The sequence below is a fragment of the Rhizobium sp. 2MFCol3.1 genome (genome assembly GCF_000377565.1).
Classification (GTDB): Bacteria; Pseudomonadota; Alphaproteobacteria; order Rhizobiales; family Rhizobiaceae; genus Rhizobium.
This window is the reverse complement of sequence record NZ_KB898359.1, coordinates 152,489-178,598: the sequence shown is the minus strand read 5'-3', so window position 1 is coordinate 178,598 and position 26,110 is coordinate 152,489. Positions and strand designations below refer to the sequence as shown.

Here is a 26,110-nt window from a genome sequence, read left to right as displayed (position 1 = left end):
TCCGATTACTTGACCGAGCCGGCCAGCAGACCGCTGACGAGGTATCGGTTGAGAAAGATGACGACGAGGGCAGGGATGACGATTGCGATCGAGCCGCTGGCCGTGATCAGCCCGTAGTCGATGAAGTTTTTCGTGACGAACTCAGGAATGAGAACAGTCAAAGGCTTGGTCGCCTGCGGCGAGAAGATGAGAGGCACGAGATATTGCCCCCAGGCGCCGAGGAAGGTGAGGATCGCAGCGGCAGTCAGGCCGGGACCGGCCAACGGCAACACGATATTAAAGAAGATGTAGAGACGTCCCGCGCCATCCAGCTGGGCTGCTTCCTCCAGCGCCAGGGGCAGGGCCTCGAAGACGCTGCGCAGCAGCCAGAGCGAGAGCGGCAGGTAGGCCGAGACATAGATCAGGGCGACGCCGACATAGGTATCGACGAGATGCATCTTGATCATGAACTGGTAGAGCGGGATCAGCACCGCATAGGCCGGGATCGCCAGCGTCGCGACCACAAAGCCGAAGAGCGCGTTGCGGCCGGGGAAGCGTATGCGGGTGAAGGCGTAGGCGCCCAGTGCGGAAATTGCCACGCAAAGCAGTGTCGCGGCCGCCGAGGTGACGACGCTGTTCAACAGCGCCGCGCGAAACTGGCGCCACACCTCAACGCCGCCGATGCGATCGACGTTGATGCCGAGTAGGCGCGAATAGTGATCCAGCGTGAAATGCCGGGGGAAAAAGTGGATTGGCCGGACGGAGAAGTCGTCCGTCGGCGTCACGGAACTTGCAACCGTCCAATAGATCGGACCAAGCGACCAGATCAACAGCACGGCAACGCCGATCCATATCATCAGGCGATAGAGAAGGGTGGGTTTCATCAGTCGAACCGTGTGTTGCGATAGACCCGAAGGACGTAAATGAGCGAGACTAAAAGCGAGACGAAGGTGATGACGACAGAAAGCGCCATGCCGTAGGAAAACCGCAGGTTCTGGAAGGTCTCCAGGTAAATCTGCACGAGGATCGGCCGCGTCTCGAGACTGGAGCCAGCAAGAACCCAGGCCTCGTCGAAGAGATTGAAGGCGTTGACCGTTGCGTTGGTCATGGCGACCGCAATCGCGCTGCGAACAAGCGGCAGCGTGACCAGCGCGAACATCTGCGGGCGCGTTGCGCCATCGATGCGAGCCGCTTCATAAAGATGCGAAGGAATGCTCTGCATCGCCGCAAGGACGATGACGATCGTCAGCGGCATCATGCGCCAGACATGCACGATGGTAACGGCAACGATCGCGCTCGTCCGATCGTTGAACCAGACGTGGTTCTCAAACGGAAGCCCGAGCGATGTGAGGATGCCGTTGAGCAGGCCTGCGCCAGGCTGATAGATCCACAGCCAGATTACGGAGTTGACGACACCGGGAAGCGCCCAGGGGAGGATGACGGCCGCGAGAACCCACTGCCGGCCGACCTTCAACTGATTGATCAGCGAGGCGGCGAGCACACCGAAGACCGTTTCCGCAAGCACTGCCAGAACGACATAGATGAGCGTATTCACCCACGTGGTGCCGAGCTGCGCGTCCGACAGCATGCGCGTGTAATTTTCCAGGCCGACGAACGGCGTGCCTGCCTGCATCGGATTGACCCGGTGGAGGCTATCCCAAAGCGTTCGCGCCATCGGATAAAAGACGAGCGCCGTCATCGTGATGAGAATGGGAGACACCAGCAGCACGCCGAGGGAAGTGTCGGCATTCAAGCCGACACCCTTCTTGACTGCGGTCTCCTTGTAGGCGACAGCAGTCATTGCGCCATCGCCTGCTTGGCGGCGGAGGCGATGCTTTCGACAGCCTGATCAACGCTCATCTGACCCTTGGCAGCGCTGTTGATTGCGGTGTTCACGCCGCTTGAGAACTGCGGATACCAAGGGGGCGTGCCCTGCGGGAACAGCGCCTCGACCGTCTTAGACTGCGCGACGAGCGCGTCGCCGCTGTTCAGCTTGCCTTCCGAGTTAAGCTCGGCCAGTGCCGAGGTGCGGGTCGGCAGGAAGCCGTTTGCCATGTTCTTCTTCTGGAATTCGCGGCTCGTAAACCACTTGACGAAGGCAACAGCTGCTTCCTTGTTGGGCGAGACGTTGGGGATCGCAAGCGCCTCCGGCAGGCCGAAGCTGCGGGTCTCGCCGCTTTCGGTCGGAACAAGGATCGCCTCGACCTGACCGGCAACCTTGGACTGCTTGGGATCGTTCATCTGTCCGAGACGACCGGGTTCGCCCGAGATCATGATGCTGGTCAGACCCTGGGAGAACATTCCCTCGTTGATCTGGCTATCCTTGAGACCGGTGGAAGCCGGATCGACCAGGCCTTCCTTGAGCAGCATCAGTTCGAAGGCCAGCGCCTTGTAACCAGCGGAATCGGGCTTGGTGAAGAGCGGGTTGAAATCCTTGTCGAACAGCTCGCCGCCAAAAGCCTTGGTCAGCAGATACCAGCTTGTCGAGGCACCTTCTGTCGCCGAGACCGGCAGGCCGATCGGATAGGTGGCGATACCTTTTTCCTTGATTTTCTTGGCCGCTGCCACCAGCTGGTCGAGCGTCTTCGGGGTCTCGGTGACGCCGGCAGCCGCGAAATGCTTCTTGTTGATGAGCATCACGCGGAAGTCGTTCGAATAAGGGACGCCAAGCAGCTTTCCGTCGACCGTGAAGATCTTGGCAACGCCGATATCCTTGGTGGTTTCCGCGTCAATCACGTCGTTCAGCGGCATATACCAGTCGGCTGCGGCGAACTGGCCCGTCCAGGACCAGTCGAACTCTGTCACGTCGGCAGGCGCCGTGCCGGCAACCAGTGCCGTCACCAGCTTCGGGCGGATGTCGTCCCAGGAAAGCGTCTGCAGGTCGACATGGATGCCGGTTTCAGCTTCGAATGCAGCAGCGATATCGGGGCCTTGCGGCGAGGGCATCAAGACTGTGATTGATTGACCGGCAAGCGGTTTGTCTTGCGCGGCTGCCGGAAGAGCGACGGCTAGGGCAGCTGAGGCAAGCAGTGATAAGATTGTCTTACGCATGTTCCCATCCTTCTTTGTTATCAAGAATTTACGTGATTTTATTGCGCAAACGCCGCATTTGCCGATGCAGCGACCTGCTCGATCCAGCCGTCGTCTACTGGCCAGTCGAGAAGTTGGGCGGCAGCAAAGATCGCACCGCCGATCGGGGGTAGTTTCGGAGCGATCGGGGGACGACCGATGCGTCGCTCGAGCGCTTTCAAAAGGATCGTGCTCTTGAACGTGCCGCCGGCAAACGTCCAGTCGGCTTCCGGTCCACAGTGGCCGACGATCGCCCTGTGGTGTTTGGCGAGTTCGTCTGCAGCAAGGTCGAGGAGACCAATGGCGCTCGTGTCGCCGTTGAGTGCAACTTTGTCGACCACTGCGGCCAGGGCAGCGATGCTTGATCGTTTCGCATCCGACGTCGCCCATGCACCGAGGCTGTCCATCGGGTTGGACGGGTCAAGCCCCAGATTATCAAAGACAGCCTTTATCAGGGCGGTCGGAGGCAGGCGCCCATCCAGGCTCTGGCTAACAAGATTAAGCGCCAGCCTGCCGATCCAATAGCTGCTGCCTTCGTCTCCTATGATGTCGCCCCAACCGCCGGTCCGGGCGGGTTCGTCCTTTGCATTGCGCGCCCAGGCCATGGAACCGGTTCCAGACAGCACGAGAATACCGGACTTGCCGGCCAGCGCGCCAAGATGGGCGGCATCGACATCGTTGAGAACACGGGTCCGCGCGTTCGGGAAGGCTTGCGCGATGGCTTCTTCCAATTGGAGCGAAAGATGAGCGACCTCTCCGTAGACCGGCAGCGCGGCCGCGACGGCAGTCAATCGCCTTTCGCCGCGAAACGGTTCGATCTGCGCCTCGAGTTCGGTACGCCAGGCTGGATTGTCCATGGCGTTGACGCCGCCACCCAAAGCAGTACGAAGAATGCGTCCGTTCTGATCGGCGAGCGCCACCATCACTTTGGTGCCGCCGCCGTCTATGCCGAGGATCAGGTCGTCGCTCAAGACTTCGCTCCCTGGTCGGCAAAAACTGTCTCGACGGAAAAGTCGCCAAGCTGCGCGCGCCAGTCGTTTGAAAGATCGGCATCGGTGATCAACTTGGCACTGTTGAGCGGCGCCACCTTGTAGGTTGCCGTGGTGCCGAATTTTGAGGAGTCCGCGAGTACGAAACGATGGCTGGATCGGGTGAGCATCTTCCGATTGAGGCTCGCTTCGGCGCTATCCACGCTATAGATCGCGCCGTCATTGCTCACGGCGCTTGCGCCGAGAAACAGCTGGTCGAACCAGATCGATTCCAGCATGGCCTCGGCCTGGGGGCCGACGAGCGATGCATTTTCGCTGCGCAATTGCCCGCCGAGCAGGACGACGTCGAGGTTTGGGACATTCAAGAACTCCTGCGCCACGATCAGGCCGTTGGTAAAGATGCGCAGCGGCATGGGATTGATCCGGATCAGCTTGGCCAGTTGGAGCACCGTCGTTCCGGCATCAAGAAATATTGCGGTACGGGGATGGAGGCGCTCGTAAGCTGCATTCGCAATAGCCCGCTTGGCGGCCAATTGGCGCTTCTCGCGCTCTTGAAATGCAAGCTCTACCGAAGACCCTTCGGCGATCCGAGCACCGCCGTGTACCCGGTCGATCGCCCCTGCCTCCTGCAATAGCTGGAGATCGCGCCGCACGGTCGCGAGCGAGGCGCCGACGGCATCGGCGATGTCCTGGATCGTAGAAAAGCCGTTCGCATAGAGATGTCTGCGGATGAGGTCCTGTCGATCAGTCTTGTGGCCACCGCTCTGGTTCAAGGCATGTTCCCTTTAGATCTTAATTTCACTCACGTTTTCATTTCAAAAGATCAATGTCAATCAAAATTATGATTTTTTCTGATCGTTTTCTTTGCGCGCAAGAAAACGGCGCCTCAAAAAGGCGCCGCTGAAAAGGGCGGGGTGTGCTCAGTGATACTTTGGCAGCAGGTCGCCGTGTTGGTCGATGAGATCGTCCACCATGTGCCAGATTTCGTCCGGCGACAGCTCGGCGGATGTATGCGGATCGAGCAGCGCGGCCTGATAGATCCGATCCCGCTTACCGGTCAGCGCAGCCTCTACGGTCAGTTCCTGCACGGAGATGCTCAATCGCATGACGGCGGCGAGCTGCGACGGAATTCTGCCGATGCGCGTCGGCTGGATGCCATTGCGGTCTACATGGCAGGGGACTTCGACGATGCATTCAGGGGGAAGGTTTTCGATCAGTCCGTTGTTCGGGACATTGCCATAGATCAGCGCCGGCTGTCCGGTCACCGCCGCGTGGATTATGCCCGCGGCATACTCATTGCTCCGGCACACCTCGATTGGCTTTCCGCCTTCAAGGTCTTGGCGCAGCGCTTGCCATTCGCCGATCTGCACCTCGCAACGACGGATGTACTCGTCGAGCGGAATGTTGAACTGCTCGACCAGTTCCGGTCGGTGGTTCTTGATGTACCAGGACGTATATTCTGAGAAATGCTCGCTGGACTCTGTCACGAAGTGGCCAAGCCGTTTTAGCGCGTCGAAACGAACGCGGTCGTCGGCTGGAACCTTGCCCTCGGCTGCCAGCGCCTTCAGTCTCGGATAGAGATCTTGCCGTACGCCGTTGTTGTCGACTTTCTCGTATTTGAGAAAGAACGCGATGTGATTGATACCGGCAGAGACGTAGCTGATGTTGTCGATGTTCTCGCCAAGGCAGCTTGCGAGATGGCCGGCGGTGTGCTGCACGCTGTGGCAGAGGCCGACGTTTCGGATGCTCGGAGCGATTTCCTTAATTGCCCAGCAGTTTATCGCCATCGGATTGACATATTGCATCAGCAGCGCATTGGGGCACACATCTTCCATGTCACGGCAGATCGCCTCAAGCACAGGGATGGTTCTAAGGCCCCTGAAGATGCCTCCAATGCCGAGCGTGTCGGCGATCGTCTGCCGCAGGCCGTATTTCTGCGGAACGACGAAGTCCGTCACCGTGGCGGGCTTGTAGCCGCCGACCTGCATCATCAAGATCACGAAGTCGGCGTCCTTGAGTGCCTGGCGACGATCGAGCGTCGCTTCGATACGCACCGACGTCAGCATCAGCGCTTCGCAGATGCGTCGCGCAACGATCTCCGACGTCTTCAAACGTTCCGGATCTATGTCGAAAAGGCTGATGACATAATCATGGTCGGATGGCGTCGACAACACGTCGCCCAGGATGTTCTGGGCAAACACCGTGCTTCCGGCTCCCACAAGGCAAATCTTTGGCATTTCGGTCTCCTTTGAGTGGATTGGACCTTAATGCCTCTTTTAACCGGGACGTTCTTCTTGATAATGGCATATTGTTTCTTGGATCGGAGCATGAAGAGATGCGCGTAAAAAAATCCGCCTCACAGGAAGAGTGGCTAGGTTCACCGCGTGACTTTTTGGTCGAGGAGCACATAGCCGACACAATGACATCGGCCCATTGGCATGATCATATCGAGATCAACTTGCTCCGCGAGGGATCGATGACCTACCTGTTCAATGGGAAGCAGGAGCATGTCGATGCTGGGCGTCTGGTTTTATTCTGGGCGGCGATTCCCCACCAGACGATCGTCGTGACACCGCAATCGCCGCTCGTCTGCGTCTACATACCGCTTAGCGATTTTCTTGCAATGCCGATTGACGCGACCGCGAGACAGCAAATCCTACAAGGAGCGTTCTTGCACGAGCATAACCCCGTCGATGGTGCGTCTTTATCCAGTATCCGATGGGTTGAAGAATGGAGAAATGGCGATCATGCGCGGCGCCAACTGGTCGCTGACGAGGTTGCTCTTCGAGTGCGCAGGCTTATCCTTGACCACGCGGACGCTGGCGTTACCCGCCGCGCTGCGACGGCCCTTGCCGGACCTAGTATTCGCTATGCGCAAGCTGTCACCGAGATCATCAGCAAGCGCTACCGTGAATCACTCGCGCTTAGCGCCATCGCCAAGCTGGCGGGCGTCCATCCCACAACCGCCAACAGAGCGTTTCGCGACATACTTGGCATATCCGTCATGGACTATCTGACGCGTTTTCGCCTGTCACGTGCCATGCAGCGCTTGGCGCAGACCGACGATCCGATTCTGGAGATCGCGCTTGATTGTGGTTTCGGGTCGTCAGCTCGCTTCTATGCCGTTTTCAAGCACCACACACGTGATACACCTCGCCAATTTCGAGCAACGATGCGACTAAGATTAGATCGCGCGTAATGGCTGTCCACACCTGCTTCAAAGCAGCGACGCATTGAGCCGAATTTGGACACCGAGCCTCGCCCCCGACTAGACCATCGAGGCGAGCAATTCATCAAGCTGCCGAAACTGTTCCGGCAACGCGGTCGCGCTGCCCTGTAGCGCTTCTTCGAGCGCGTCCGTCGACGGGTACATTTCACGGAATGTTAGTTGTGTCTGACCATCCCGATCGTCGAATGTCACCGTCGTGAGCGCTCCTTCCTCCTCTTCATCATTGGTCCAAACGATACTTCGATCCGGTATTACCTCGACATAATTGCCATGGAACGCCACCGTTTCAGAGTCACAGGCGCCGAATTCGAGGCGATACCGGCCGCCGGTGCGAACGTCCATGAGACACGATGTCAGCGAAGCACCTGTCATCGACTTGGGCAACCACCAGAGCCTGAAAAGATCCGGCTGGCTCCACGCCCTGAACACGGCGGCAGCAGATGCATTGAAAGTGCGTTTCACAAAGAATTCGCAGTCTCCACTGCGCTCGACCGACATCTGGGTGTGTCTATCGTCTATATTGCTGACCTGCATCATCTCGCTCCTCCTCGACGTTGCTACAGTTTTGCTTCGATCGTTGTTACGAAGACGTTTGAGCGATTTGGCGCCCGACAGTCATTTGAAGAAAACTTTGTCTTACTCTCTCGATCGTTGTCCTTGATCGCCGTCCCGATAAGTTTGTCCGGCACCGGTCACACCAAGGTGAATTTAGGAGAGCACCGCCACCTTTTTGTCGCATGCTGGGATTGAAGAGATCCGCTTGGATGGACGTTGTTGCCAACGACAGGTAATTCAGCCTAAAAGGAGGCTGCCTCTCGATCCCACTTGGCAGCGGTCCTGGCGACTTTCTGCCTGCCACCTTAATCCCTAACACCAATATCCTGCGCGCCAGCAGGCGGCCGAAGACCCGCCGTGGGCGATTTTCTGATGAAGCCGAGCGCCAAAATTCTAGCCGGCGCTGTCTGGTGTGCGTTGCGTGAGGTGCAGTGTCCGAAGTGGAGGTGGCATGGATGCTAGCAGCAAGATAACGTCCAGCCATATCATCGTCGCCAACCGGCCACAAAATGGTTCCGCACACCTGATTGCAAGGAACAAATGTCTACTCGTGCTGGTTACCCGACCAGCGCCGAATATGAAAGATGGCGCTGAATGTGACCCAACGAGAGTGTTCAAGGAGAACGGCGATGGTGATGCCGGAACGGAACTTTCACGGACTTAGACCTCAGTCCGATCTCGAAACGCCGAACGGCGCGAGCCTGGAAACGAGAGTTGCCAATGCTCTCGCAAAGGATGGATCGCTCGATGCTTCCAACATCGTGGTGATCGATGTCAATGGTCAAATAACCTTGCGTGGTGCAGTATCGAGCAAGGCCGAAGCACGGCGGGCCACCGAAGTCGCCGGATCGATTGACGGAGTGAGCTCTATCGTCAACGACCTGGAAATCGTCGCCGGGAACGGATGACCGACTAGAACCGTGCGGATAGCGAGACACCCAACTTTATCGATCGAGCCGGTCATGAACGGTGCACTTCAATGCGTCTTCATCTCATGGCCGTCGTTCAACGCTTTGCGGCTGCCCTTCATGTCACCGGACACGGGTTTAGGTTAGGACGAACGTTGAATTATTGACCAAGCCCCCATGGGCTTGGAACAATCAGACAATTTATCGGTTCTATCGCCAGTAAATTCTGGAGGATGGAGAATGTTTAGGGTTACGAAGTACGCTTTTGCCGCGATGATTGTCGCTGCGGATATCACGGTCTCTGTTTTGCCCGCCGCCGCGCAGGGTATTGAACTGCGTGTCGGGCCCGGCGGTGTGGATGTCCGTGATCGTGACCGATATCCTGATCGCTATGAACGACGCGGATGCAGCCCGGATGAGGCCTTGGATGCCGCCCGCGATGAAGGCTTCCGACGCGCAAGAATTGCCAGCGCAAATTCTCGCAGGATTGTAATCGAAGGTATGACACGGCGCGGACCGGACAGGATCGTCTTCGCCAATGCCCGTGGTTGCCCAGAGATATGATGTCTTGACAGGTCGAGCCGAGGGGTGGGCGCCGCAAGGCGCTCGCCCGCTTAACCGAAAGACGTTCGGCGCGCCGCCCCTTACTTTTGCCGGGGTTGTATCTTGAAACGCATCGCGGATAGAATGCCCATCGACCGCTTATTATGCTTTGTCCGAATGCTGGCCCATGGCGAGCTTCGAGCGCCCGAATAGGCTTCGAGGCTTATCTCGTCGTCGCCTCGCTTTGACTTAAGATAGTGCGGAGCCTTCCCAACTAGACGAACGGGCTACGTCACAAAGATGTTCTCGAGCAGTCGATATCAACTGCTCGGTAGTGAGCGCGTCCCCTTCTTTTACCAAGCGAACCAGAAGAGTGGCGATGTGAAGGACCGACTGTCGATCTCGCTCGACACCGAGTTCACGGCAAATGGCCTTCAACGCGCTATTGATCGTCGATACGTCAGACATCTGTTCCATCTTGCCATTGCCTCATGTCGCCCCTCTCATTGTTGGTCGACCCAACTCAGTCGCGCGAACAATAATCGCGAGGTCCGACAAGTCTGAATTGATCAAAGCTCACTTATGAGGTGGCGCGCTCACGAAGGCGAGTAGGTTTCGCTAAGTCAGCCAGAAGCATCGATCAACCAGGAGCGATTTTTGCTGCCTGGCTGACAGAGCACAAGGAGGCAGTACCGTAGATCCGCATCTACAGAAACCAAAGCCGACCAACGCACTTAAAAGACCGTTGACCGTCCAATTGTCACTCGCGGGAACGCGGCAGCAAAAAGAGCGGTCTTTGACCGACTGTTCTGAGCTTTAGATTACAGAAACTCTTTCCGCTTTGGACTTTCCGGTCTTGCGATCCTGTCCAAGGTCGTACTCAACCTTCTCGCCTTGGCCAAGTGAGCCGCCTCGAACAAGCGCCGAAACGTGGACAAATACGTCCACGCCGCCGTTGTCAGGCGTGATGAAGCCGAAACCCTTTTCATCGTTGAAGAATTTAACAGTTCCCGTTTGCATTATGTTCCCCTGGCGATTACCGGCGCCAATTCAAGTTAAAGATACAATGCAATCGATACATCATACCGACCCGAAATCAACCCGTGCCGAGTGTTGTGCTGAAATCACTGCCACTGCATATAGCTTCGAGTGCAGTACGATTGCTGGCCCGACAAGTTTCCGATCACAACAGGCTGGTAGAAGGTCGCAGACCAAGTCCATGCTGGCGCGCTCTATGACGCGTGGACAAAGACAATGAATTCATTGTCAACAAGTTGTAAACTACATGCGGTGCATACTGTCCCAGACTAAGTTCTGTCACGAATGGTTATGTAGTTCTCAAGGATTGAAACAATGGCTGACGAAACCAACATTGCTCCTGCAACTGAGATAGCATCTGCGGATGCATCCGCGACTGCCAAGGAAAAGAAGACCCGCGCGCCCCGTAAACCGAAAGCCGCAACGGAAGCCGCATCTGGCTTGTCGGTAAGCGCGCCGGTTAAAAAGACCCGCGGACCCCGCAAAAACGCAGCTCCCGCGAGCGATGCCGTTGTCGCCGCACCGGCGGCCAAAGCGCCGGCTCCCGCAAAGAAGGCTGCACCAGCTACCAAGAGCCAGCCTGCAAAGCGTGCGCCGCGGGCCACGATGGCAGCGGCATCTAACAACGACGGCTTTTCCGAGCTGTTGAAGCTGGAAGAAGAAAACCAGAAGCTTCGCAAGTCCTTGTCGGACAAGCTCCGGGCTGAGAACGCCGATCTCCGTAAAAAGCTCGGTTTGTCCTGATAGCGGGCGACATCGGCGTTACCACGGACGTTCCCCCACATCTAAAGACCGGGCTTGCATTGCAAGTCCGGTCTTTGACTTAGTACAATCGGCCCGACGATAACGAGTCGGGGAGTATTATCCATGCGATCGCCATGGCAGGTATTGAAAGGCTTTGCCGCGCGCGGCAAGGCAGATGGCCCCCACGGGCATCCTGACGAGACCAGGAGTGACGACGCGCCGCCGCTTGACGGGGTACAGACCGACGAGAGCACCCAACAAAACAATCTGCCAGATCCGATAACAAACTCGGATACGGTTTCGATTCGTGTCAGTATCGCAGCAAGGGACCAAGAAGCGCCTGAGCAAGGACAGCCTGCGGCCGACGTTGATCCCAGCGCGCCTTCGCAAACTGACGTGTCGACGGCCGGCGAAGATGCACCCCCACCCCAGCTTGCCGAAATCACGTCATCGCACGTGACCGATGTCCCACGCTCTCTCACGGTCGATCGTACCGAAGTGAGCAAGGCGCATGGAAAGCAACCGGCGCGTCGAGGAACGAGATCCATCAAGGCTGCCGCGAGCGATCATGAAGTCATCCGGCGAGATGAACCTGCGGTCGTCGATCAAGCAATGGTGCTCGAAACGGAAATAAACGCGCTTCGGACGCTTCTTTCGCAAAAGCTCGACGCGCAAAATACACATCTGCGTCTGCTCCTCGAACGATACGATCAGTAGGAACGGCTCGCGCCTTTCGTCCTGTCGGTATCGAGCGCGGCGCGCGTTGGTGGCCAAGGTCGGGTCAAGCGACGTTGCCTCGAGCTGGACGGAGAGCAACGCACGTACAACTGACTGTTCCCAGCCGATCGGCCGGGAATAACAAAGCGGCAAATCGCGATGATATCTGCTACAACCGGGCAAAAAAAGACCCCGCACGGGGGCGCGGGGTAGTGGTGCTGATCTAGAGTGGCTACTAAACGTAGCCAGATGTCTGGAGTTCCATGCATTGGAAAAAAAGCGAAGGTCTCTCTGCTGCCGATGTGCGGGGCTCCGGCAAAGCGCCGGTCCGATCGACACCGCCAATTGTTGCCGCCGGGCGATCTCTATTCAATCAATCGAGCGCGGGATAAGGATCGAAACCCGCCGTGCGCGATGCTCACGGCGGGCAGTCACTGGACCGGCGATCATGTCAACGCCACGTAAACGAGAAGCCGATCCAGCTCGAATAACGCTATCGGGCCGAAGCCGGATTTGGTGTACCTCTTTAGGATAGGGCCCGCTTTTGTTGCGTCCATGTTCGTGTCCTGTCTGTCACACTGCGGTAGAGAGAGTGCTTTCTGTGGACTAGGGTCAGCGGCTCCCCGTATCTGACGGCAATCGGGATCACCAAACTCGGTCGAATGAGGTCGAGACCGCAGAGCTAGCAGCCTTGTGGACTTTCCCCAACGCTTTTCTTAACGAGGGGCAAGGATACGAAATCGAGGCTCGTGAGCGGCGTCTAACGTTGAAATGTCGGCCAGGAGCCGTCGCCCTGAAATGCGTGAGATGAAGACCCGACGCTAAGGTTCAGATGATTTGCCGCTCGGCGAGCTAGCTTAGCGTGCCGGGGATCAAAAAAATGCCCGCTGATGAGGGCCAACGGGCATTTGCTAATGTGTTCGTGCGGCTTGAACACGCGACATTTAAGCATTTCGGGATTTGCGTTGACAGATCGTCGAAAGGCGTAGGTGCGATGTCCCGACGACACGGCGCGCCAACAGGCTCTCATGTAGCCGATGATAAGTGCAGCATCGGTCGAAATATCCGCGAGGCGCAGACTGCGGCTTTTCGCTCTGCGCAAAAAAGATTACGCGTAGTTTCTATTTCTCATTTTTCCATATAGGCCGCCAGTTCTTCGGCGGTGCCGGTAGGAAACGCTTGCTTGAGATAGTCCAGGAAGGCCGACACTTTAGCACTCAGCAGGCGGCGTGAGGGGTAAAGCGCCCATAACACGGTCTCCGATCCCTCGACATTTCCCCATCGAACGAGCCTGCCCGTCTCCAGGTCTTGGCTCGCCAGTGACAAAGGAAGGCATGCAGCCCCGACGCCCATCAGCACAGCGTCGCGGACCATTGTCATTGAGGAAAGAGTGAGCACCGGGTCAAATTTCAAACTTGAGCTTCCCACCGACGTGGTCATCGTCCATGACCTCGTTGGGCCAGGATTTCCGCGAACGACCGCTGGCACAACTTCTCCAGCGGTATTCACAAGGCCTGGTGCCGACGCAATTATCAATTCATCACGCAGGAAGGCTCGGCCCACCAGGCTCTCGTCAGGATCGGGATTGACCCTGATAACAAGGTCGTACCCTTCTTCAACCATGTCGACGGGCCGGTCCTCCGTCGTGACTTCCAGCCGTACCTTTGGATACTTCAGAGCAAAGCCGGCAGCAAGTTTGCCCATCGCCATCTGTGTGAACAACAATGGCGCGCTAATCCGTAAACGACCCTGCGGCTGGCTGCCACCGGAAGCGATAGCAGCGGCAGTCTCGTCAAGTTCGGTCAGCAGAGCACCCGCCCGCTCGTGAAGCGCTCGACCTTCCTCTGTCAGCTTGAGCATGCGCGCGCCGCGCTCGAACAATCGTAGGCCGAGGCTGGTCTCCAGCTCAGCCACGCGGCGCGAAAGCGTCGCCTTCGGCCGACCGGAGGCGCGTGACGCGCGGCCGAAACCCCCATGTCGGGCGACTGTCACGAAATCTGTAAGCGCAAGCAGGTCCATATATGTTCCACTACTGAGACGATGCGTCTATTTTTAGCGTCTATCGATGGAAATGTGAACCATCCATATTCGGCGTGTCTTCAATATCGAAGCCTTCCACAGACGCAACCAAGGAGAAAATTCGATGACCATTCTCGTAACAGGCGCTACCGGGCGCGTTGGCCGCCACGTCGTTGACCAGCTTATTGCCCGCAATGCTGATGTCCGCATCCTTGTGCGTGATCCCGCCAAAGCTCACTTTGCTTCCAATGTCGAGGTTGTACAAGGTGACTTGCTCGATATCGACGCGCTACGCACGGCCTTCAACGGTGTCCGTACTTTGTTCCTACTGAATGCGGTCGCCGGTGATGAATTCACCCAGGCCATTATCACCCTGAACATTGCGCGTGAAGCCGGCGTAGAACGCGTCGTCTATCTTTCTGTATTTGATGCCGACCGGGCGGTGAACGTCCCGCATTTCGCGGTCAAGTTTGGTGCGGAACGCATGTTGGAGGCGATGGGCTTCGGCGCGACCATGCTGCGTCCGGCCTACTTCATGGACAACGAAGTGATGATCAGGGATGTCATCTTCAATCATGGGGTTTACCCTATGCCGATTGGTAGCAAGGGTGTCGCCATGGTCGATGCTAGAGACATCGCCGAGGTCGCAGCAATCGAACTCATTCGTCGCGATCGGGCAGCTGAGAAAATTCCGAGCGAGACCATCAACCTGGTTGGCCCGGATACATTGACTGGCGCAGGCCTGGCAGCCATCTGGTCCGAAACTCTGGGCCGTGCTGTAGTCTACGGCGGCGATGACCCGTCCAGCTTCGAGCACAACATTGCCAGCATCATGCCCAAGTGGATGGCTTACGAAATGCGCTTGATGGCAGAGCGATATGTCAGCGATGGCATGGTTCCGCAAATGGGCGATGTCGAGCGCCTGACGCAAATCCTAGGTCGTCCGTTACAAAGCTACCGCCAATTCGCGTCACAACTTGCCGCCTCTGCGTGAACCGTGCGCATCGGCCTCAAACCATTATCGGGACGTCCTCATCAAAGGGCGTCCTAGGTCTTCTTCCATAAGGCGAGGCGGATAAGCACCTGGATCAGAGCCTCGCCTTCACAAGAGGGAGAATAAAGTTCTAGCACCCAGCAATTGCCGAAGGCTGCCCTCCGCTTTGTAAAAGAGGGCACATTATAATCATCTAGCCATTAGCCGATTGTATACGACTGACGATGCTGAGAACACTTCCATTTTGGATCCTGCCCCGCCGTCATACGCGACACTCTCGGACATATCCCATCCATTCGCAAACAGCGTCCTCACCTCATTCTTCTCATCAGCCGTTCGGATTGATCACTTCCGCGACGGGTTTGTCGTCGCTCTCTCCAGGCTTGGCCATGATCAAATAACTACCAGCGATCACGACACCAACGGCGAAGATAACTGCGACAAAAGTATACATGCGTTGGCGGACTTTGTTAGCTTTGGACATAAAAATGGTCGCTCCTTTGACAGCGACGACACAACGTACGATCAACGGTTTGAGTTCCAACCCAGGATCACTGCCGTCATCCCTGTGAAGAGCAAATGCGAACCTGCGCGCCTACCCATTAGTGCCAGTGGCGCGATCCTCGGGTCAACGTGCCGGTGGTCATTCGAGCACCGTCGTCTCTATTTGATAGGGTCCGGCTGGAATATGCCTCGTCCGTCATAATTCCCAGCCGCCAGGGAAAAGCGCTGCCGGCGAAGGAGCTCAATTCGACCTCACCGGCTCCGAGAAAAGCTCACTGGCATCGAGAAGCTCGAAAAAGATGAGCTTCGTGAGATGAGCGAGAAACTGGCCGCAAGGACTGCCTGGTGTTGCGCGGTTGCGAACGAAGAAGCTCGAAGGCGCTCAGGTCAAAGTGCTCTCTGGTCTGACACTACTGCGTTGTCGTGAAGATTGATGCCACGGCCGCGGTCCTTAGACCGCCGGCACGCGACAAACGAAACAGCCGCTGTCTGTTGCGACGTGGGATTCGAAAACAAGGCTAGTCGCCTTGGTCAACTCCTGGAGGCCCCCATTGACAAACTTACCATCAATCCTTGATGTCACGGTCGTGAGCGCTTAAACCTCACCAGGTCGGTGAGTGATCAGGATGAGTGTCGGAGAGCAGCTTGCGACCGCGGCCGAATACACGCATGTCCTCCTCTCCCAGCCCCAAGAGATCAATCCGATCGTTTCACCTGACCATAATCCAGCGATTCATTTTCTCCATGTCCGAGACCGCGGCTGGCTGAGCGAGACTTTATATCTACGACGTCAAAGACACTCACAATCCCTGCGGCGTCCGAGCTCGTTCTCGCCATTCTTCATACTCTGCCCTGGCGTCGTCATGAAGGGGATAGTAGCGTTGCAGCGATCCGCCCGCCATCAGTTTCGAACGCGAAAATTCCTCCCATTCATGATGCGACTGTGATTCTTCGATTACCCTTGCGGCCATCGCAACTGGAAGCACCACCACGCCATCATCGTCAGCCACGATTATGTCGCCAGGAATGACCGTGACACCGCCGCACGCGATCGGAACATTGACCGCGTTTGGATAGATACTTGTTTGGACGTGGTAATTCGGCGTCCAGCCGCGCAACCATAGCGACAGGTCGAGCTTTTCAACATTTGGCCTATCGCGCATGCAGCCATCGATAACGATGCCAGCTCCGCCGCGCCCCTTGAAATAGGTGGACATCATATCACCAAAGACACCTGAGCTCATGTCTCCGCGAGCATCCACAACGACGACGTCGCCTTCCTGAACATGATAAAGAACGTGCCGGTGCAATTGGGTCTCTGGATCCGCGTACTCGCCTTCACTGAAAAGATCCGGTCGCTGTGGCATGAACTGAAGCGTCAGGGCGGGCCCCACAATTGTCTTGCCTCGGCTCTGCGAGACGGGGCCGACCATGTGCGGATTGCGAAACCCCATATGGCCGAGTGTGCCCGCGATTGTTGCTGCACCGATGTCCTTCAGCGCAGCGATTAGTTCTTTCGCAGGTCGCTGGATATCTAGGGTCTCACTCATGATCATCTCCAGTTTAAGTGTCTACCAGTTGGTCACGGATCCGTCGCGGCGTGTGAGATGAGGCGCTTCCCAAAAACGAAAGCTCTGAGCCGCGATCGCATCCTCGTTGACTTCGACACCGAGACCAGGGAGGTCGCTCACCGGATATTCTGTTCCGTCCAGTCTCGGTTGCACGGGAAAGAACTCGGAATTGTCGAAGCCTAGCTTGGTTTCGGGGGCTCTGGTCTCCAGCCAGGCAAAGTTTGCCACGGCCGCGCCAAGGTGGATCGTAGCCGCGGTGCATACCGGACCAAGAGGATTGTGAGGCATAAGGTCGACGTAGTGAGCCTCGGACCAGCCGGCTACTTTCATCGCTTCGGTGAGGCCGCCGACATTGCACACATCAATGCGATTGAACTGATGCAGGTCCTGCTCGATGTAAGGAATAAACTGCCACTTGCTGGCGAACTCCTCGCCGATCGCAAACGGTATGTCGGTCATCTTGCGCAGCGCGGCGTAGGCACCCGGCGTTTCGTCCCTGATAGGCTCCTCTAGAAAGTCTAGAACGCCGCGGTCAAGCTTGCTGCAGAAGCTTGCTGCTTCAGCGACTGATAGCCTATGATGGTAGTCAATGCCCAAAACGACTTCACTCCCCAAAGCCTCGCGGGCCTTGTTCAGCATCGCAGCGGTAGCGCCAATCGATTCGCGCGGCTCGAAAATGTCTCGACTGCTTTGCCCTGCCGGGAAGAAGCGGATCGCTTGCCAGCCCTGTGCGCGCAGTTCGATCGCACGTTCGATCGCTTTATCCCCCTCCGCCTCGTCCCCGGTTGAGGCAAAAGTGGGTACCCGTTCTCGCTGTTTGCCCCCTAGCAGCTCGTAGGCAGGTACCTCTAGCGCCTTCCCCTTGATGTCGTGCAGTGCAATATCGATCGCGGAGATAGCTGCCTGCAGGACGCGACCGCCTTCAAAGTACTGACTTCGATAAAGTTCTTGCCAGATACGACCGATCTGCATCGCATCACGCCCGATCAGGAATTCGCGATAGTGCTCAACAACCGCGGCAACCGCTTTTTCGCGGCCGCTCAAACCGCTCTCGCCCCACCCAAAGATGCCGCTGTCGGTCTCCACCTTTACGAGCATCTGGTTGCGTATGCCGACCCAAACCGGATAGGGCTTGATCGCTGTAATTTTTAACTTCATCGTGATTGACGTCCCATAATCCGCTCGTCCACCATTACTCGGACCTGAGGGCCATTTCGGTTTCACCGTCGAACAAGTGCAGCCGCTCCTGATCGAATTCGAGCCAAACTGGCTCGTCTGGCGATACAGGAACCGCTGGCGGCACGCTGATATTTACGATTGCGCCAGATAGAAATGCCTGTACGAACGTGATGTCTCCAGTTGGCTCGACCGTGTACGCCTTTGCAGGGACGCATCCCGTTTCCGCGTTCTTGTGAAGCCTTATGGTCGAATGACGCGCGCCCAGAACAACCTTGTTGGAGGATGCTTTCGCAACCTTGCGGGCGTTCTTCGGCGAGAGTTCAAGCTGCCAACCTTCCGCGCTTGTCAAAAAAGTGCTGCCATTGGACGTCGAGGCCTGAAGCGGAACGAGGCTCATGGCCGGACTGCCAACGAAACTTGCAACGAACATGTTCACTGGGTTGGCAAACACTTGCGCAGGCGTGTCGTACTGCTGAAGATAGCCGCCATTCATTACGGCCATTCGGTCAGCCATTGTTACCGCTTCAAGCTGATCGTGGGTCACGTAGATAATCGTCGCCTTCAGATCCTGATGGAACCGCTTAATCTCGGAGCGCATCTGTACGCGCAGCTTCGCATCGAGATTTGAGAGGGGCTCATCCATTAGAAACACCGCCGGGTCACGGACAAGGGCTCGGCCCAGTGCCACGCGCTGCTGTTGACCGCCTGAAAGTTCGCGTGGCTTGCGCTCGAGTAGTTGCGTCATATCGAGGACACGCGCCGCCTCTTTGACTTTCCTGTCGATCTCGTCCTTCGGCAGTTTGCGCATCTGGAGCGGGAATGCCAGGTTCTTGTAGACGGATTTCTGAGGGTAAAGCGCATAGTTCTGGAAAACCATTGCGATGTCCCGATCCTTGGGGTCGAGGTCGTTGACGACCTGGTCGCCAATCAAAATATCGCCCGATGTCACTGAGGTAAGGCCGGCCACCAAGTTGAGCGTCGTGGTCTTGCCACAGCCCGAAGGGCCGACAAGCGCTACGAACTCGCCGTCGTTGACCGTTAGCGAAACGCTTTTGACAGCATTGAAGCTGCCGTAATTCTTGATCAGATCTTTCAAGACCACATGGGCCACAGGCAACTCCTTAGTGCTTGACAGCGCCTTCGGTGAGCGCGCGTACGAAGTATCGTTGCAGAAGAAGGAACAGGACGACGACGGGCACGCTCATCATGAAACTGGCCGCCATCAGACCGGGAAAGTCCGTCGTGTTTTCTGAGAAAAACCGCTGGATACCTACCGGTAGGGTCAATTGGTCGTTCTTTGACAGGAACGTGTAGGCGTAGATGTACTCGTTCCACGCGCTAATGAAGGAATAGATCGCAGTAGCGATGATCCCGGGCGTGGAGAGTGGCACGACAATCAAGACGAAGGCCTGAAAGCGCGTTGCGCCATCGATACGAGCTGCTTGTTCCAACTGGATCGGGATGTTGTCGTAAAACCCTTTTAACAGCCAGATAGCCAGTGGCAGGCCGAATGTAAGGTAGGTGAGAACGAGGGAACCATGAGTGTTCACAAGGCCGATCGCACGCATCAAAATGAAAAGCGGGACGAGAAAGATGACAGCGGGAAACATGTTGCGCAGAAGGACCGCGAAGAACATGAAGTTCCGGCCTGGGAAGGTGAAGCGTGAGAACGCGTAGGCCGCGGGGACTGCCACAATGACTGACATGATCGTCGTGGCTGTCGAGACGAACAAGCTGTTCCAAAAGAAACGCAGAAAGTCCTGGCCCACGCTGTTTTGTGGATCGAGCAGCTTTTTATAGCTCGCGAGCGTAGGCTGGTCTGGCCACCATTGCGGCGGGAACTGCATAGCGGCAAAGCCCGACTTGATCGATGTGATCAACATCCAGACCATGGGCAGCGCTGTGTAGAGCAACATGAAGACGAGAAAGATGCGTCCACCCCAGCGCCATCCGTCGATCCGGCTTCTTCGGCGATCTTGAATTGGCTTCGTGTCCGCGATCGCACTCATTCTGCTCCCCCCTTCTGGTCATTGCTGCTGAGTGCCCGGACGTAGAAGTAGCCAAAGGACATCAAGATCAAAAACAACAGGACAGAATACGCTGATGCCACACCCCAGCGCTGACGGCCGAACGCCAGTTCGTAAATGTGTGTGATCCAGATATGCGAGGCGTTCGACGGCCCGCCGCCCGTCATGATCCACGGAATGATGAACGAGTTGAAGTTGGCGACCGCCAACAGAAGAATGGTCACTGTCGAGACATTTCTCACATGCGGGAATGTAACGTGCCAGAATCGTTGCCAAGCATTGGCTCCGTCGACTTTGGCTGCCCGCAGGAGTTGGTCAGGCACCGTCTGGAGGCCCGCCATCATCATGATCATCGCGAATGGAAACTCACGCCAAATGTTCACGACGATTAGCGCGGGAAGCACCGTATCCACATTGTCTATGAAGTTTGGTGGTCGATCGGCAAGGCCAAGGCCCACCAGCACCGCTCCGATTACGCCGAAATCCGAGTGGTATATCCATTTCCAGATGTAGGACGCGGCAACCGCACTGATCACCCACGGAATGATGAGGATGGCGCGTAAAATTGCGCGGCCCGCGAAATCACGATGCAGAGCCAATGCGCAGGCAAAGCCAAGGACGAAGGAGATGAACGTCGATCCGACAGTCCAGATCAGCGTGTTCTTGGTGACCGTCCAAAAGACCGGGCTCTTCAAGATCGCCGTGTAATTATCGATTCCGACAAAGATCTTGTCGCGAAGCTGTAGGCCAGGAGGCGTATTGAAGAAAGACAGCTCGATCGTGTAGTAGATCGGATACGCTATGACGATGAGCATGACGGCAATAGAGGGGAGCACGTACGCATAATCGAAGCGGTGATTCCATATCCTGCGCACGACACTGCTATTGCGATGCTGGTTGACGAGGGACACGTCGGCCTTGCCGGTTAGAATCGTCACTGTTCGAAGCCCTTAATCCGGAGGGAAGAGACCGGCTGCAATTTAATCGACAGCCGGTCAGATTGCGGACCTCTTCTAGAGCCCACCATCCATCAGAGACTTGACTTTCGCGGCAGCATCGTCTGCTGCCTGGTCGACCGTCATGGCTCCCGTCAATGCGTTTTGCAGCATGTCTGGAACAATAATGTTCATAATCTCAGGAGACTGCGGTAGTGCCGGGAAGGGGATGCCGTAAGGCAGCATCGACGTGGTCACATCGAGAAACTTGATCTTTTCCAGACGATCCTTCATCCACGTGGTCGTGAAACCGTTCAGGTTTCCAGGGTTTGAGCCAACGTAAGCAAGCTTCAATGACCATTCTGGGCTTGCCCACATGCAGGCGATCGCTTTGGCAGCGGGCTCGTCTACCTTTCCTCCCTCTACATATTCTGGCTTCAAAATGTGGATGTTTGAGCCGCCAAAGACGACTGCACGTTTGCCGTCCGGCCCGGTCGGGATAAGGCCATAACGCATGTTGTCGATGACAGTCTGCGCCTTTTCTTTGTCGGTTGCCGTGGCCTTCTTCTGCAGATCCAGCATCACGTCATAATCGGACGGATGCGAAACCATCATTCCGAGCTGGCCAGCCAGGAACAGTGGTTGATTGTCGGCCTGCTGGTTGGTGAGTGCCGAGACGGGGACCGACTTGTCGCGGACGTACATGTCGTAAGAAGCCTGGAGCGCGGCCTTGCTTTGAGGGCTGGCGAGCTCGACCTCCTTGTACGTCGGATCTTTGGACGCCTCATCGAACACGCCGCCGCCGTAGGCCCACAGCTGCGGCATGAAACGATACGGCGTGTTGCCAGCGTTCTTTCGGGCGACGAGCCCATAACCGGAAACGCCAAGCTTGTCATGGATCTGCTTGGAATACTTGACGACATCATCCCAGGTCGCAGGTGCCTTGTCAGGGTCAAGTCCAGCTCGCTTAAAGATATCAGCATTCCAGATGAAGGCCATTGTCTCGTTGTTGGTCGGAATGCCATAGCCCACGCCATCCCACGTGACGGCTTTCATCGCGCCGGGCCAGAAATCTTGGGTCGAATAGCCGATATCTTCCGGCTTAAGAGGCTGGAGGTATCCCTTTGACGCAAACTCTACGCCCCCAAGGATTTGAAGGCGGACCGCCATCGGGGCGGCGTTGCCCAGAAGTGCGGTGCGGAATTTGTCGAGCAGATCGTTGTAGGTGAGCCCCTGTTCCTCCAGCTGGATGTTCGGATAGGTCTTGCGAAACGTTGCGAAGAATTCCTTGTAATACTCACGCAGCGAATCTGGATCTCCTTCGAAAATGCCTTGGTACCAGAACGTCAGACGACCTTTATAGTCCAACGGCGTTACCTTGCCGCACTCGGCTGCTGTATCGAAGTCCTTGGTACCGGCAATAGAACGAACGTACTCTGGCGACCACTTGCTCAGGTCGACAGACGCGCTCATTGCCGAAGTAGACATAAGCGACACCAGCAACGCAGTAGAGATAGTGCCGCGCAGGACGGCACCGCCGAATGAAATCCTCATCACAGGTATCCTCCAGGTTCTCCCATGCCGCTCTACTCGTGCGAGCGGTCCCCATCCGCCGGAGCTGACCTCCTCAAGTCAGTGTATCCTATCGGACGAATTGCACGTTTTCAGATCAAAGAATGTCTGTCAATCGGCAAAATCGTACATTGTTTGCGGAAGATTTGCGTGGTAGTCGAATAAATAGAGTATTTATGGGGAATATTTTGACCGAGACTACAGATTTCAGAGCAAGGCCGCCCGAAGGCATAGACGCCGACGGCGCCTCCAGCGAAGGGGCCTCCCTCTACAAGCTGATTAGAGACGACATCATCGAAGGTCGGCTCGCGGCAAACGAGCGCCTGGTGGTGACAGATCTCGCTCGACGGCACGGGACCTCGACCAATCCGGTCCGTGAAGCGCTGCAATTGCTGCGCGGTGAGGGTTTCGTCACATTCGTACCGAATCGCGGGGCGCGGGTGCGACCTATCGACCAGGATTTTGTCCGGGACGTCTATGAGATCGGGGTGTTGATCGAGCCGGCATTGACACGATGGTTCGTAACGATGGCGACCGTGGAAGACATCGCGGAGCTCGAACGCATTCAGGCGCTTATCGAGGAGAACAACTTCGCCGACACCTTCAAGCACAGCGAGCTGGATACTGCCTTTCATACGGTGATGTATCAGAAGCATTATAACCGTCATGCCGCCGAGCTCTGGTGGAAGCACCGCGAAGTGCTCAGAGCGGTCGGTAGACGCTTCAACTTCACGCTCGCCAGGCGAGCTGCCATTCTTGCTGAACATCGCGATCTCATCGCGCATGTAAAAGCGGGAAACGCTGAGGCCGCAGCAGACCTTATTGCCCGTCACGTGGAAGGTTCGGGTCGTCATCTTCTCGAGCATATGCGAGCCCGTAGTGCTGCCCGTGCGGGATAGATAACACCCGCCGATCTTGTCCTCATCCTCAAATGTCGGAGTTGGCTCAGATGAAAATCACAAGCGTACTACCATGGCTAATAAGATCTGATGCGTCTTACTGGGGAGAGTTTCTTTTTGTCGAAGTGACCACCGATGAGGGTGTGAGTGGCTGGGGTGAGATCACAACGACGACGAAGCTCGCCAATCGCGCACTTTGCACGATTCTCCGTCAAATCGGTCAGGCATTGAAAGGAGAGGATCCTGCGCGTATCGAATACCTTTGGCACAAGATATTCCGCAGCTTCACCTATATGGGCAGCCGTGGTGCAGCCGTTGAATGCGTGAGCGCGATCGACATCGCTCTTTGGGATATTCGCGGCAAGGTCCTTGGCAAGCCGATCTATGAGTTGCTCGGCGGGCCAGTCCGCGACGAAATCTCGCTCTACACGCATCCCAACCAGGCGAAATTCACCAGCAAAGAGGGCGTTATCCGTGAAATCCGCGATATTGTCGATTCCGGTCACACGGGATTAAAGTTCGACCCCTTTCCACAACAGGGCCGCACCGCCGATGGACAGGCGCGGGAGCAACGGGATGGCTATCTCGACGGCGGCATGACACGCAAGGATGAGCGTGAAGCTGCCGAGCTTACGGCACTCATTCGCGAGACGGCGGGGCCTGACGTCGACATTCTGATCGACGCTCACGGCAGGTTTGATGTTCCAACCGCCATTCGCCTTTGCCGTAGCCTCGAAGAAGCAGGCCAAATCGACTGGTTCGAGGAGCCGTGCCCGCCCGAAAGCTTAAACGCTCTTAAACAGGTCCGCGAAAAGGTAAGTACCCCCATATCCTGGGGGGAACGCGGCCATACCAAATGGGATTTCGTCCCTGTTCTCGAAAACAAACTCGCCGATTACATCATGCCCGATGTCACTTGGACCGGTGGCATTACAGAGCTCAAAAAGATTTCCGCGCTGTGCGAGGCCTATTACATCCCCGTGTCGCCACATGACGCCGCCGGCCCCATCAACGTGGTTGCGGGCGCCCAGGTCATGATGACCGTTCCGAATTTCTATAAGCTTGAAACGTCGGAGTGGAACCTCGCGAAGTACGACCACCTTATCGACCGCCCACTCAATGTATCAAATGGCAGCCTAACACTGACCACGAAACCTGGCCTCGGTGTCGAAATGAACCGCGACTACCTGCAAGCCCACGAGATTGCATTGGACTGATCCACGTTATCGGCCTCGCTGGCCAAGCGAAGCTTTATTGATCGTAACAGGGATGACATCATGTTAGAGGCAAACCGGGTAGAAGACGCCCTCGACCGGGTAAATTTGCATTCCAAGCCTTCCGAACTTCGCATCACCGACATGCGGGTCGCCGAAATCGTCGGTGCGCCGTTCACATCGGCTCTGCTTAAAATCTACACCAACCAAGGAATTGTCGGGCTTGGCGAGGTTCGCGACGGGGCGAGCGCGACCTATGCTCTTATGTTGAAGAGCCGATTGCTGGGTGAAAATCCCTGCGATATCGACCGCTTGTTCCGTCGCATCAAACAGTTCGGTGGGCACGGGCGGCAAGGTGGTGGCGTGTCTGCAGTGGAGATAGCGCTTTGGGATCTCGCGGGCAAAGCCTACGGCGTGCCGATCTACCAGATGCTCGGGGGGCGGTTTCGCGAGAGGGTCCGTGTCTATTGCGATACGGACGCCACCGTCCCAAGCGGGACGGAAACAGGCAAGCGGCTCAAGCAGCGCATGGACATGGGCTTCACCTTTCTCAAAATGGATCTGGGTCTGATGCAAATTGCAGATGTGCCGGGCGCTGTTGTGTTCCCTGCAGGTTCGCTCGAAGGCTATCGTACCGATCCAGTTCGCGGGGCCCTCAAAACGATCGATGAGCGGCGGATGCGAAACGCGAGCTATGATCATCACAATATCCAGCACCCTTTTACCGGGCTCCACTTCACCGACAAGGGCCTCGACCTTCTTGAGCAATACATCGCCGAGGTTCGCGAGGTGATCGGGATGGACGTGCCGCTGGCGATCGACCATATCGGTCATATCTCGATGCAAAACGGTATCCGCCTTGCCCGGCGGATCGAAAAATACGTGCCGGCTTGGTTAGAGGATGTCATTCCTTGGCAGTACACGCAGCAATATCGCCAATTGCAGGACGCGACGACGGTGCCGATCTGCACTGGCGAAGACATCTACCTTAAAGAAGGTTTCGAGCCGCTGATGAAGAGCGGAGGAGTGTCCGTTATCCATCCTGATCTTCTCACCAGCGGTGGGATACTGGAGACTAAAAAGATCGGTGATATGGCCCAGGATCACGGTATCGCTATGGCTATCCATATGGCTGAAAGCCCTATTGCCGCGATGGCGGCTGCGCATGTCGCAACAGCCACCGAGAACTTCATGGCCCTCGAGTATCACTCCGCCGACGTGGAATGGTGGGACGATATCGTGAGTGGCGTCCCTAAGCCCCTCGTCAAAGACGGCTTCATCACAGTGACCGACAAGCCGGGCCTGGGGATCGACGATGTCGTCGACGAAGTTATCTCGCAACATCTGCAGCCAGGCGTAGCCGGCATCTGGGAGCCAACTGATCGCTGGGATGACGAGTATTCCTGGGATCGAACCTGGAGCTGA

General features: G+C 56.7%; 25 protein-coding genes. 9 read left to right on the top strand and 16 right to left on the bottom strand.

What is annotated here, in order from left to right:
- Positions 1 to 5: 5 nt before the first annotated feature.
- The 6 genes from D460_RS0115725 to D460_RS0115700 all read right to left on the bottom strand — a co-directional run bounded on the left by D460_RS0115725 (position 6) and on the right by D460_RS0115700 (position 6,274).
- Positions 6 to 863, bottom strand: coding sequence for a carbohydrate ABC transporter permease (locus D460_RS0115725; protein WP_037111445.1), 858 nt, complete (start codon positions 861 to 863; stop codon positions 6 to 8).
- Positions 863 to 1,780, bottom strand: coding sequence for a sugar ABC transporter permease (locus D460_RS0115720; RefSeq protein ID WP_018899527.1), 918 nt, complete (start codon positions 1,778 to 1,780; stop codon positions 863 to 865). The genes D460_RS0115725 and D460_RS0115720 overlap by 1 nt, the downstream gene beginning before the upstream one ends.
- The gene (locus D460_RS0115715) at positions 1,777 to 3,030 is read right to left on the bottom strand and encodes a sugar ABC transporter substrate-binding protein (RefSeq protein ID WP_018899526.1); all 1,254 of its coding nucleotides are present in this window, start codon (positions 3,028 to 3,030) and stop codon (positions 1,777 to 1,779) included. Before D460_RS0115715 ends, D460_RS0115720 begins: the two co-directional genes overlap by 4 nt.
- A 38-nt stretch (positions 3,031 to 3,068) precedes the next feature.
- Complete coding sequence (locus D460_RS0115710; protein WP_018899525.1) at positions 3,069 to 4,019, bottom strand: BadF/BadG/BcrA/BcrD ATPase family protein; 951 nt, start codon at positions 4,017 to 4,019, stop codon at positions 3,069 to 3,071.
- A complete protein-coding gene (locus D460_RS0115705) occupies positions 4,016 to 4,810 on the bottom strand; it encodes a DeoR/GlpR family DNA-binding transcription regulator (protein WP_018899524.1) in 795 nt (264 codons plus the stop codon). Before D460_RS0115705 ends, D460_RS0115710 begins: the two co-directional genes overlap by 4 nt.
- 147 nt (positions 4,811 to 4,957) lie before the next feature.
- Positions 4,958 to 6,274 (bottom strand): alpha-glucosidase/alpha-galactosidase, encoded by a 1,317-nt coding sequence (locus D460_RS0115700; protein ID WP_018899523.1) that lies wholly within the window; start codon positions 6,272 to 6,274, stop codon positions 4,958 to 4,960.
- A 98-nt stretch (positions 6,275 to 6,372) separates the two neighbouring features.
- Between D460_RS0115700 and D460_RS0115695 the strand changes: the two genes are divergently transcribed.
- Positions 6,373 to 7,236: a helix-turn-helix domain-containing protein gene (locus D460_RS0115695; RefSeq protein WP_026283202.1), complete on the top strand. Its 864-nt coding sequence runs from the start codon at positions 6,373 to 6,375 to the stop codon at positions 7,234 to 7,236.
- Positions 7,237 to 7,305: 69 nt separating this feature from the next.
- Here D460_RS0115695 and D460_RS0115690 read toward each other — a convergent pair whose 3' ends face one another.
- A complete protein-coding gene (locus tag D460_RS0115690) occupies positions 7,306 to 7,803 on the bottom strand; it encodes an SRPBCC domain-containing protein (RefSeq protein ID WP_018899521.1) in 498 nt (165 codons plus the stop codon).
- A gap of 647 nt (positions 7,804 to 8,450) precedes the next feature.
- Between D460_RS0115690 and D460_RS0115685 the strand changes: the two genes are divergently transcribed.
- Both D460_RS0115685 and D460_RS35160 read left to right on the top strand, forming a co-directional pair.
- Positions 8,451 to 8,729 (top strand): BON domain-containing protein, encoded by a 279-nt coding sequence (locus D460_RS0115685; RefSeq protein ID WP_018899520.1) that lies wholly within the window; start codon positions 8,451 to 8,453, stop codon positions 8,727 to 8,729.
- A 240-nt stretch (positions 8,730 to 8,969) separates the two neighbouring features.
- On the top strand, positions 8,970 to 9,293 hold the full coding sequence (locus D460_RS35160) for a hypothetical protein (protein ID WP_081619916.1): 324 nt from the start codon (positions 8,970 to 8,972) through the stop codon (positions 9,291 to 9,293).
- 795 nt (positions 9,294 to 10,088) lie between these two features.
- On the opposite strand, the gene D460_RS0115675 is transcribed toward D460_RS35160, so the two are convergent.
- Positions 10,089 to 10,292 (bottom strand): cold-shock protein, encoded by a 204-nt coding sequence (locus tag D460_RS0115675; RefSeq protein WP_018899518.1) that lies wholly within the window; start codon positions 10,290 to 10,292, stop codon positions 10,089 to 10,091.
- 333 nt (positions 10,293 to 10,625) lie between these two features.
- On the opposite strand from D460_RS0115675, the gene D460_RS0115670 reads away from it, so the two are divergent.
- Both D460_RS0115670 and D460_RS35975 read left to right on the top strand, forming a co-directional pair.
- Positions 10,626 to 11,054 carry a hypothetical protein gene (locus tag D460_RS0115670; RefSeq protein WP_018899517.1) on the top strand — a complete coding sequence of 143 codons (429 nt, stop codon included), beginning with the start codon at positions 10,626 to 10,628 and terminating at the stop codon, positions 11,052 to 11,054.
- A 123-nt stretch (positions 11,055 to 11,177) separates the two neighbouring features.
- A complete protein-coding gene (locus tag D460_RS35975) occupies positions 11,178 to 11,771 on the top strand; it encodes a hypothetical protein (RefSeq protein WP_155947759.1) in 594 nt (197 codons plus the stop codon).
- A gap of 1,128 nt (positions 11,772 to 12,899) precedes the next feature.
- Here D460_RS35975 and D460_RS0115660 read toward each other — a convergent pair.
- A complete protein-coding gene (locus D460_RS0115660) occupies positions 12,900 to 13,790 on the bottom strand; it encodes a LysR family transcriptional regulator (protein WP_018899514.1) in 891 nt (296 codons plus the stop codon).
- Positions 13,791 to 13,914: 124 nt separating this feature from the next.
- Here D460_RS0115660 and D460_RS0115655 point away from each other — a divergent pair, with 124 nt between their 5' ends.
- The gene (locus D460_RS0115655; RefSeq protein WP_018899513.1) at positions 13,915 to 14,784 is read left to right on the top strand and encodes an NmrA family NAD(P)-binding protein; all 870 of its coding nucleotides are present in this window, start codon (positions 13,915 to 13,917) and stop codon (positions 14,782 to 14,784) included.
- A 328-nt stretch (positions 14,785 to 15,112) separates the two neighbouring features.
- Here the strand turns inward: D460_RS0115655 and D460_RS35970 are convergent, their stop codons facing one another.
- The 7 genes from D460_RS35970 to D460_RS0115620 all read right to left on the bottom strand — a co-directional run bounded on the left by D460_RS35970 (position 15,113) and on the right by D460_RS0115620 (position 22,557).
- A complete protein-coding gene (locus D460_RS35970; protein ID WP_018899512.1) occupies positions 15,113 to 15,268 on the bottom strand; it encodes a hypothetical protein in 156 nt (51 codons plus the stop codon).
- An 820-nt stretch (positions 15,269 to 16,088) separates the two neighbouring features.
- Positions 16,089 to 16,838, bottom strand: coding sequence for a ribonuclease activity regulator RraA (locus D460_RS0115645; RefSeq protein ID WP_018899511.1), 750 nt, complete (start codon positions 16,836 to 16,838; stop codon positions 16,089 to 16,091).
- Between the two features lie 21 nt (positions 16,839 to 16,859).
- Positions 16,860 to 18,023 carry a mandelate racemase/muconate lactonizing enzyme family protein gene (locus D460_RS0115640; RefSeq protein ID WP_026283200.1) on the bottom strand — a complete coding sequence of 388 codons (1,164 nt, stop codon included), beginning with the start codon at positions 18,021 to 18,023 and terminating at the stop codon, positions 16,860 to 16,862.
- 28 nt (positions 18,024 to 18,051) lie between these two features.
- Positions 18,052 to 19,149: an ABC transporter ATP-binding protein gene (locus D460_RS0115635; RefSeq protein ID WP_018899509.1), complete on the bottom strand. Its 1,098-nt coding sequence runs from the start codon at positions 19,147 to 19,149 to the stop codon at positions 18,052 to 18,054.
- Positions 19,150 to 19,159: 10 nt separating this feature from the next.
- Entirely contained in the window at positions 19,160 to 20,047 is an 888-nt protein-coding gene (locus D460_RS0115630; RefSeq protein ID WP_018899508.1) for a carbohydrate ABC transporter permease, read from the bottom strand.
- Positions 20,044 to 21,003 (bottom strand): sugar ABC transporter permease, encoded by a 960-nt coding sequence (locus D460_RS0115625; RefSeq protein WP_018899507.1) that lies wholly within the window; start codon positions 21,001 to 21,003, stop codon positions 20,044 to 20,046. Before D460_RS0115625 ends, D460_RS0115630 begins: the two co-directional genes overlap by 4 nt.
- A 75-nt stretch (positions 21,004 to 21,078) precedes the next feature.
- Complete coding sequence (locus tag D460_RS0115620; RefSeq protein ID WP_026283199.1) at positions 21,079 to 22,557, bottom strand: sugar ABC transporter substrate-binding protein; 1,479 nt, start codon at positions 22,555 to 22,557, stop codon at positions 21,079 to 21,081.
- Between the two features lie 203 nt (positions 22,558 to 22,760).
- On the opposite strand from D460_RS0115620, the gene D460_RS0115615 reads away from it, so the two are divergent.
- Genes D460_RS0115615 through D460_RS0115605 form a run of 3 tightly spaced genes read left to right on the top strand, consistent with a single transcriptional unit; the run spans position 22,761 to position 26,110 of the window.
- Positions 22,761 to 23,471, top strand: a complete 711-nt coding sequence (locus D460_RS0115615) for a GntR family transcriptional regulator (RefSeq protein ID WP_026283198.1) — start codon at positions 22,761 to 22,763, stop codon at positions 23,469 to 23,471.
- A gap of 50 nt (positions 23,472 to 23,521) precedes the next feature.
- Positions 23,522 to 24,688 (top strand): mandelate racemase/muconate lactonizing enzyme family protein, encoded by a 1,167-nt coding sequence (locus D460_RS0115610; RefSeq protein WP_026283197.1) that lies wholly within the window; start codon positions 23,522 to 23,524, stop codon positions 24,686 to 24,688.
- Between the two features lie 60 nt (positions 24,689 to 24,748).
- Positions 24,749 to 26,110, top strand: a complete 1,362-nt coding sequence (locus D460_RS0115605) for a mandelate racemase/muconate lactonizing enzyme family protein (protein WP_018899503.1) — start codon at positions 24,749 to 24,751, stop codon at positions 26,108 to 26,110.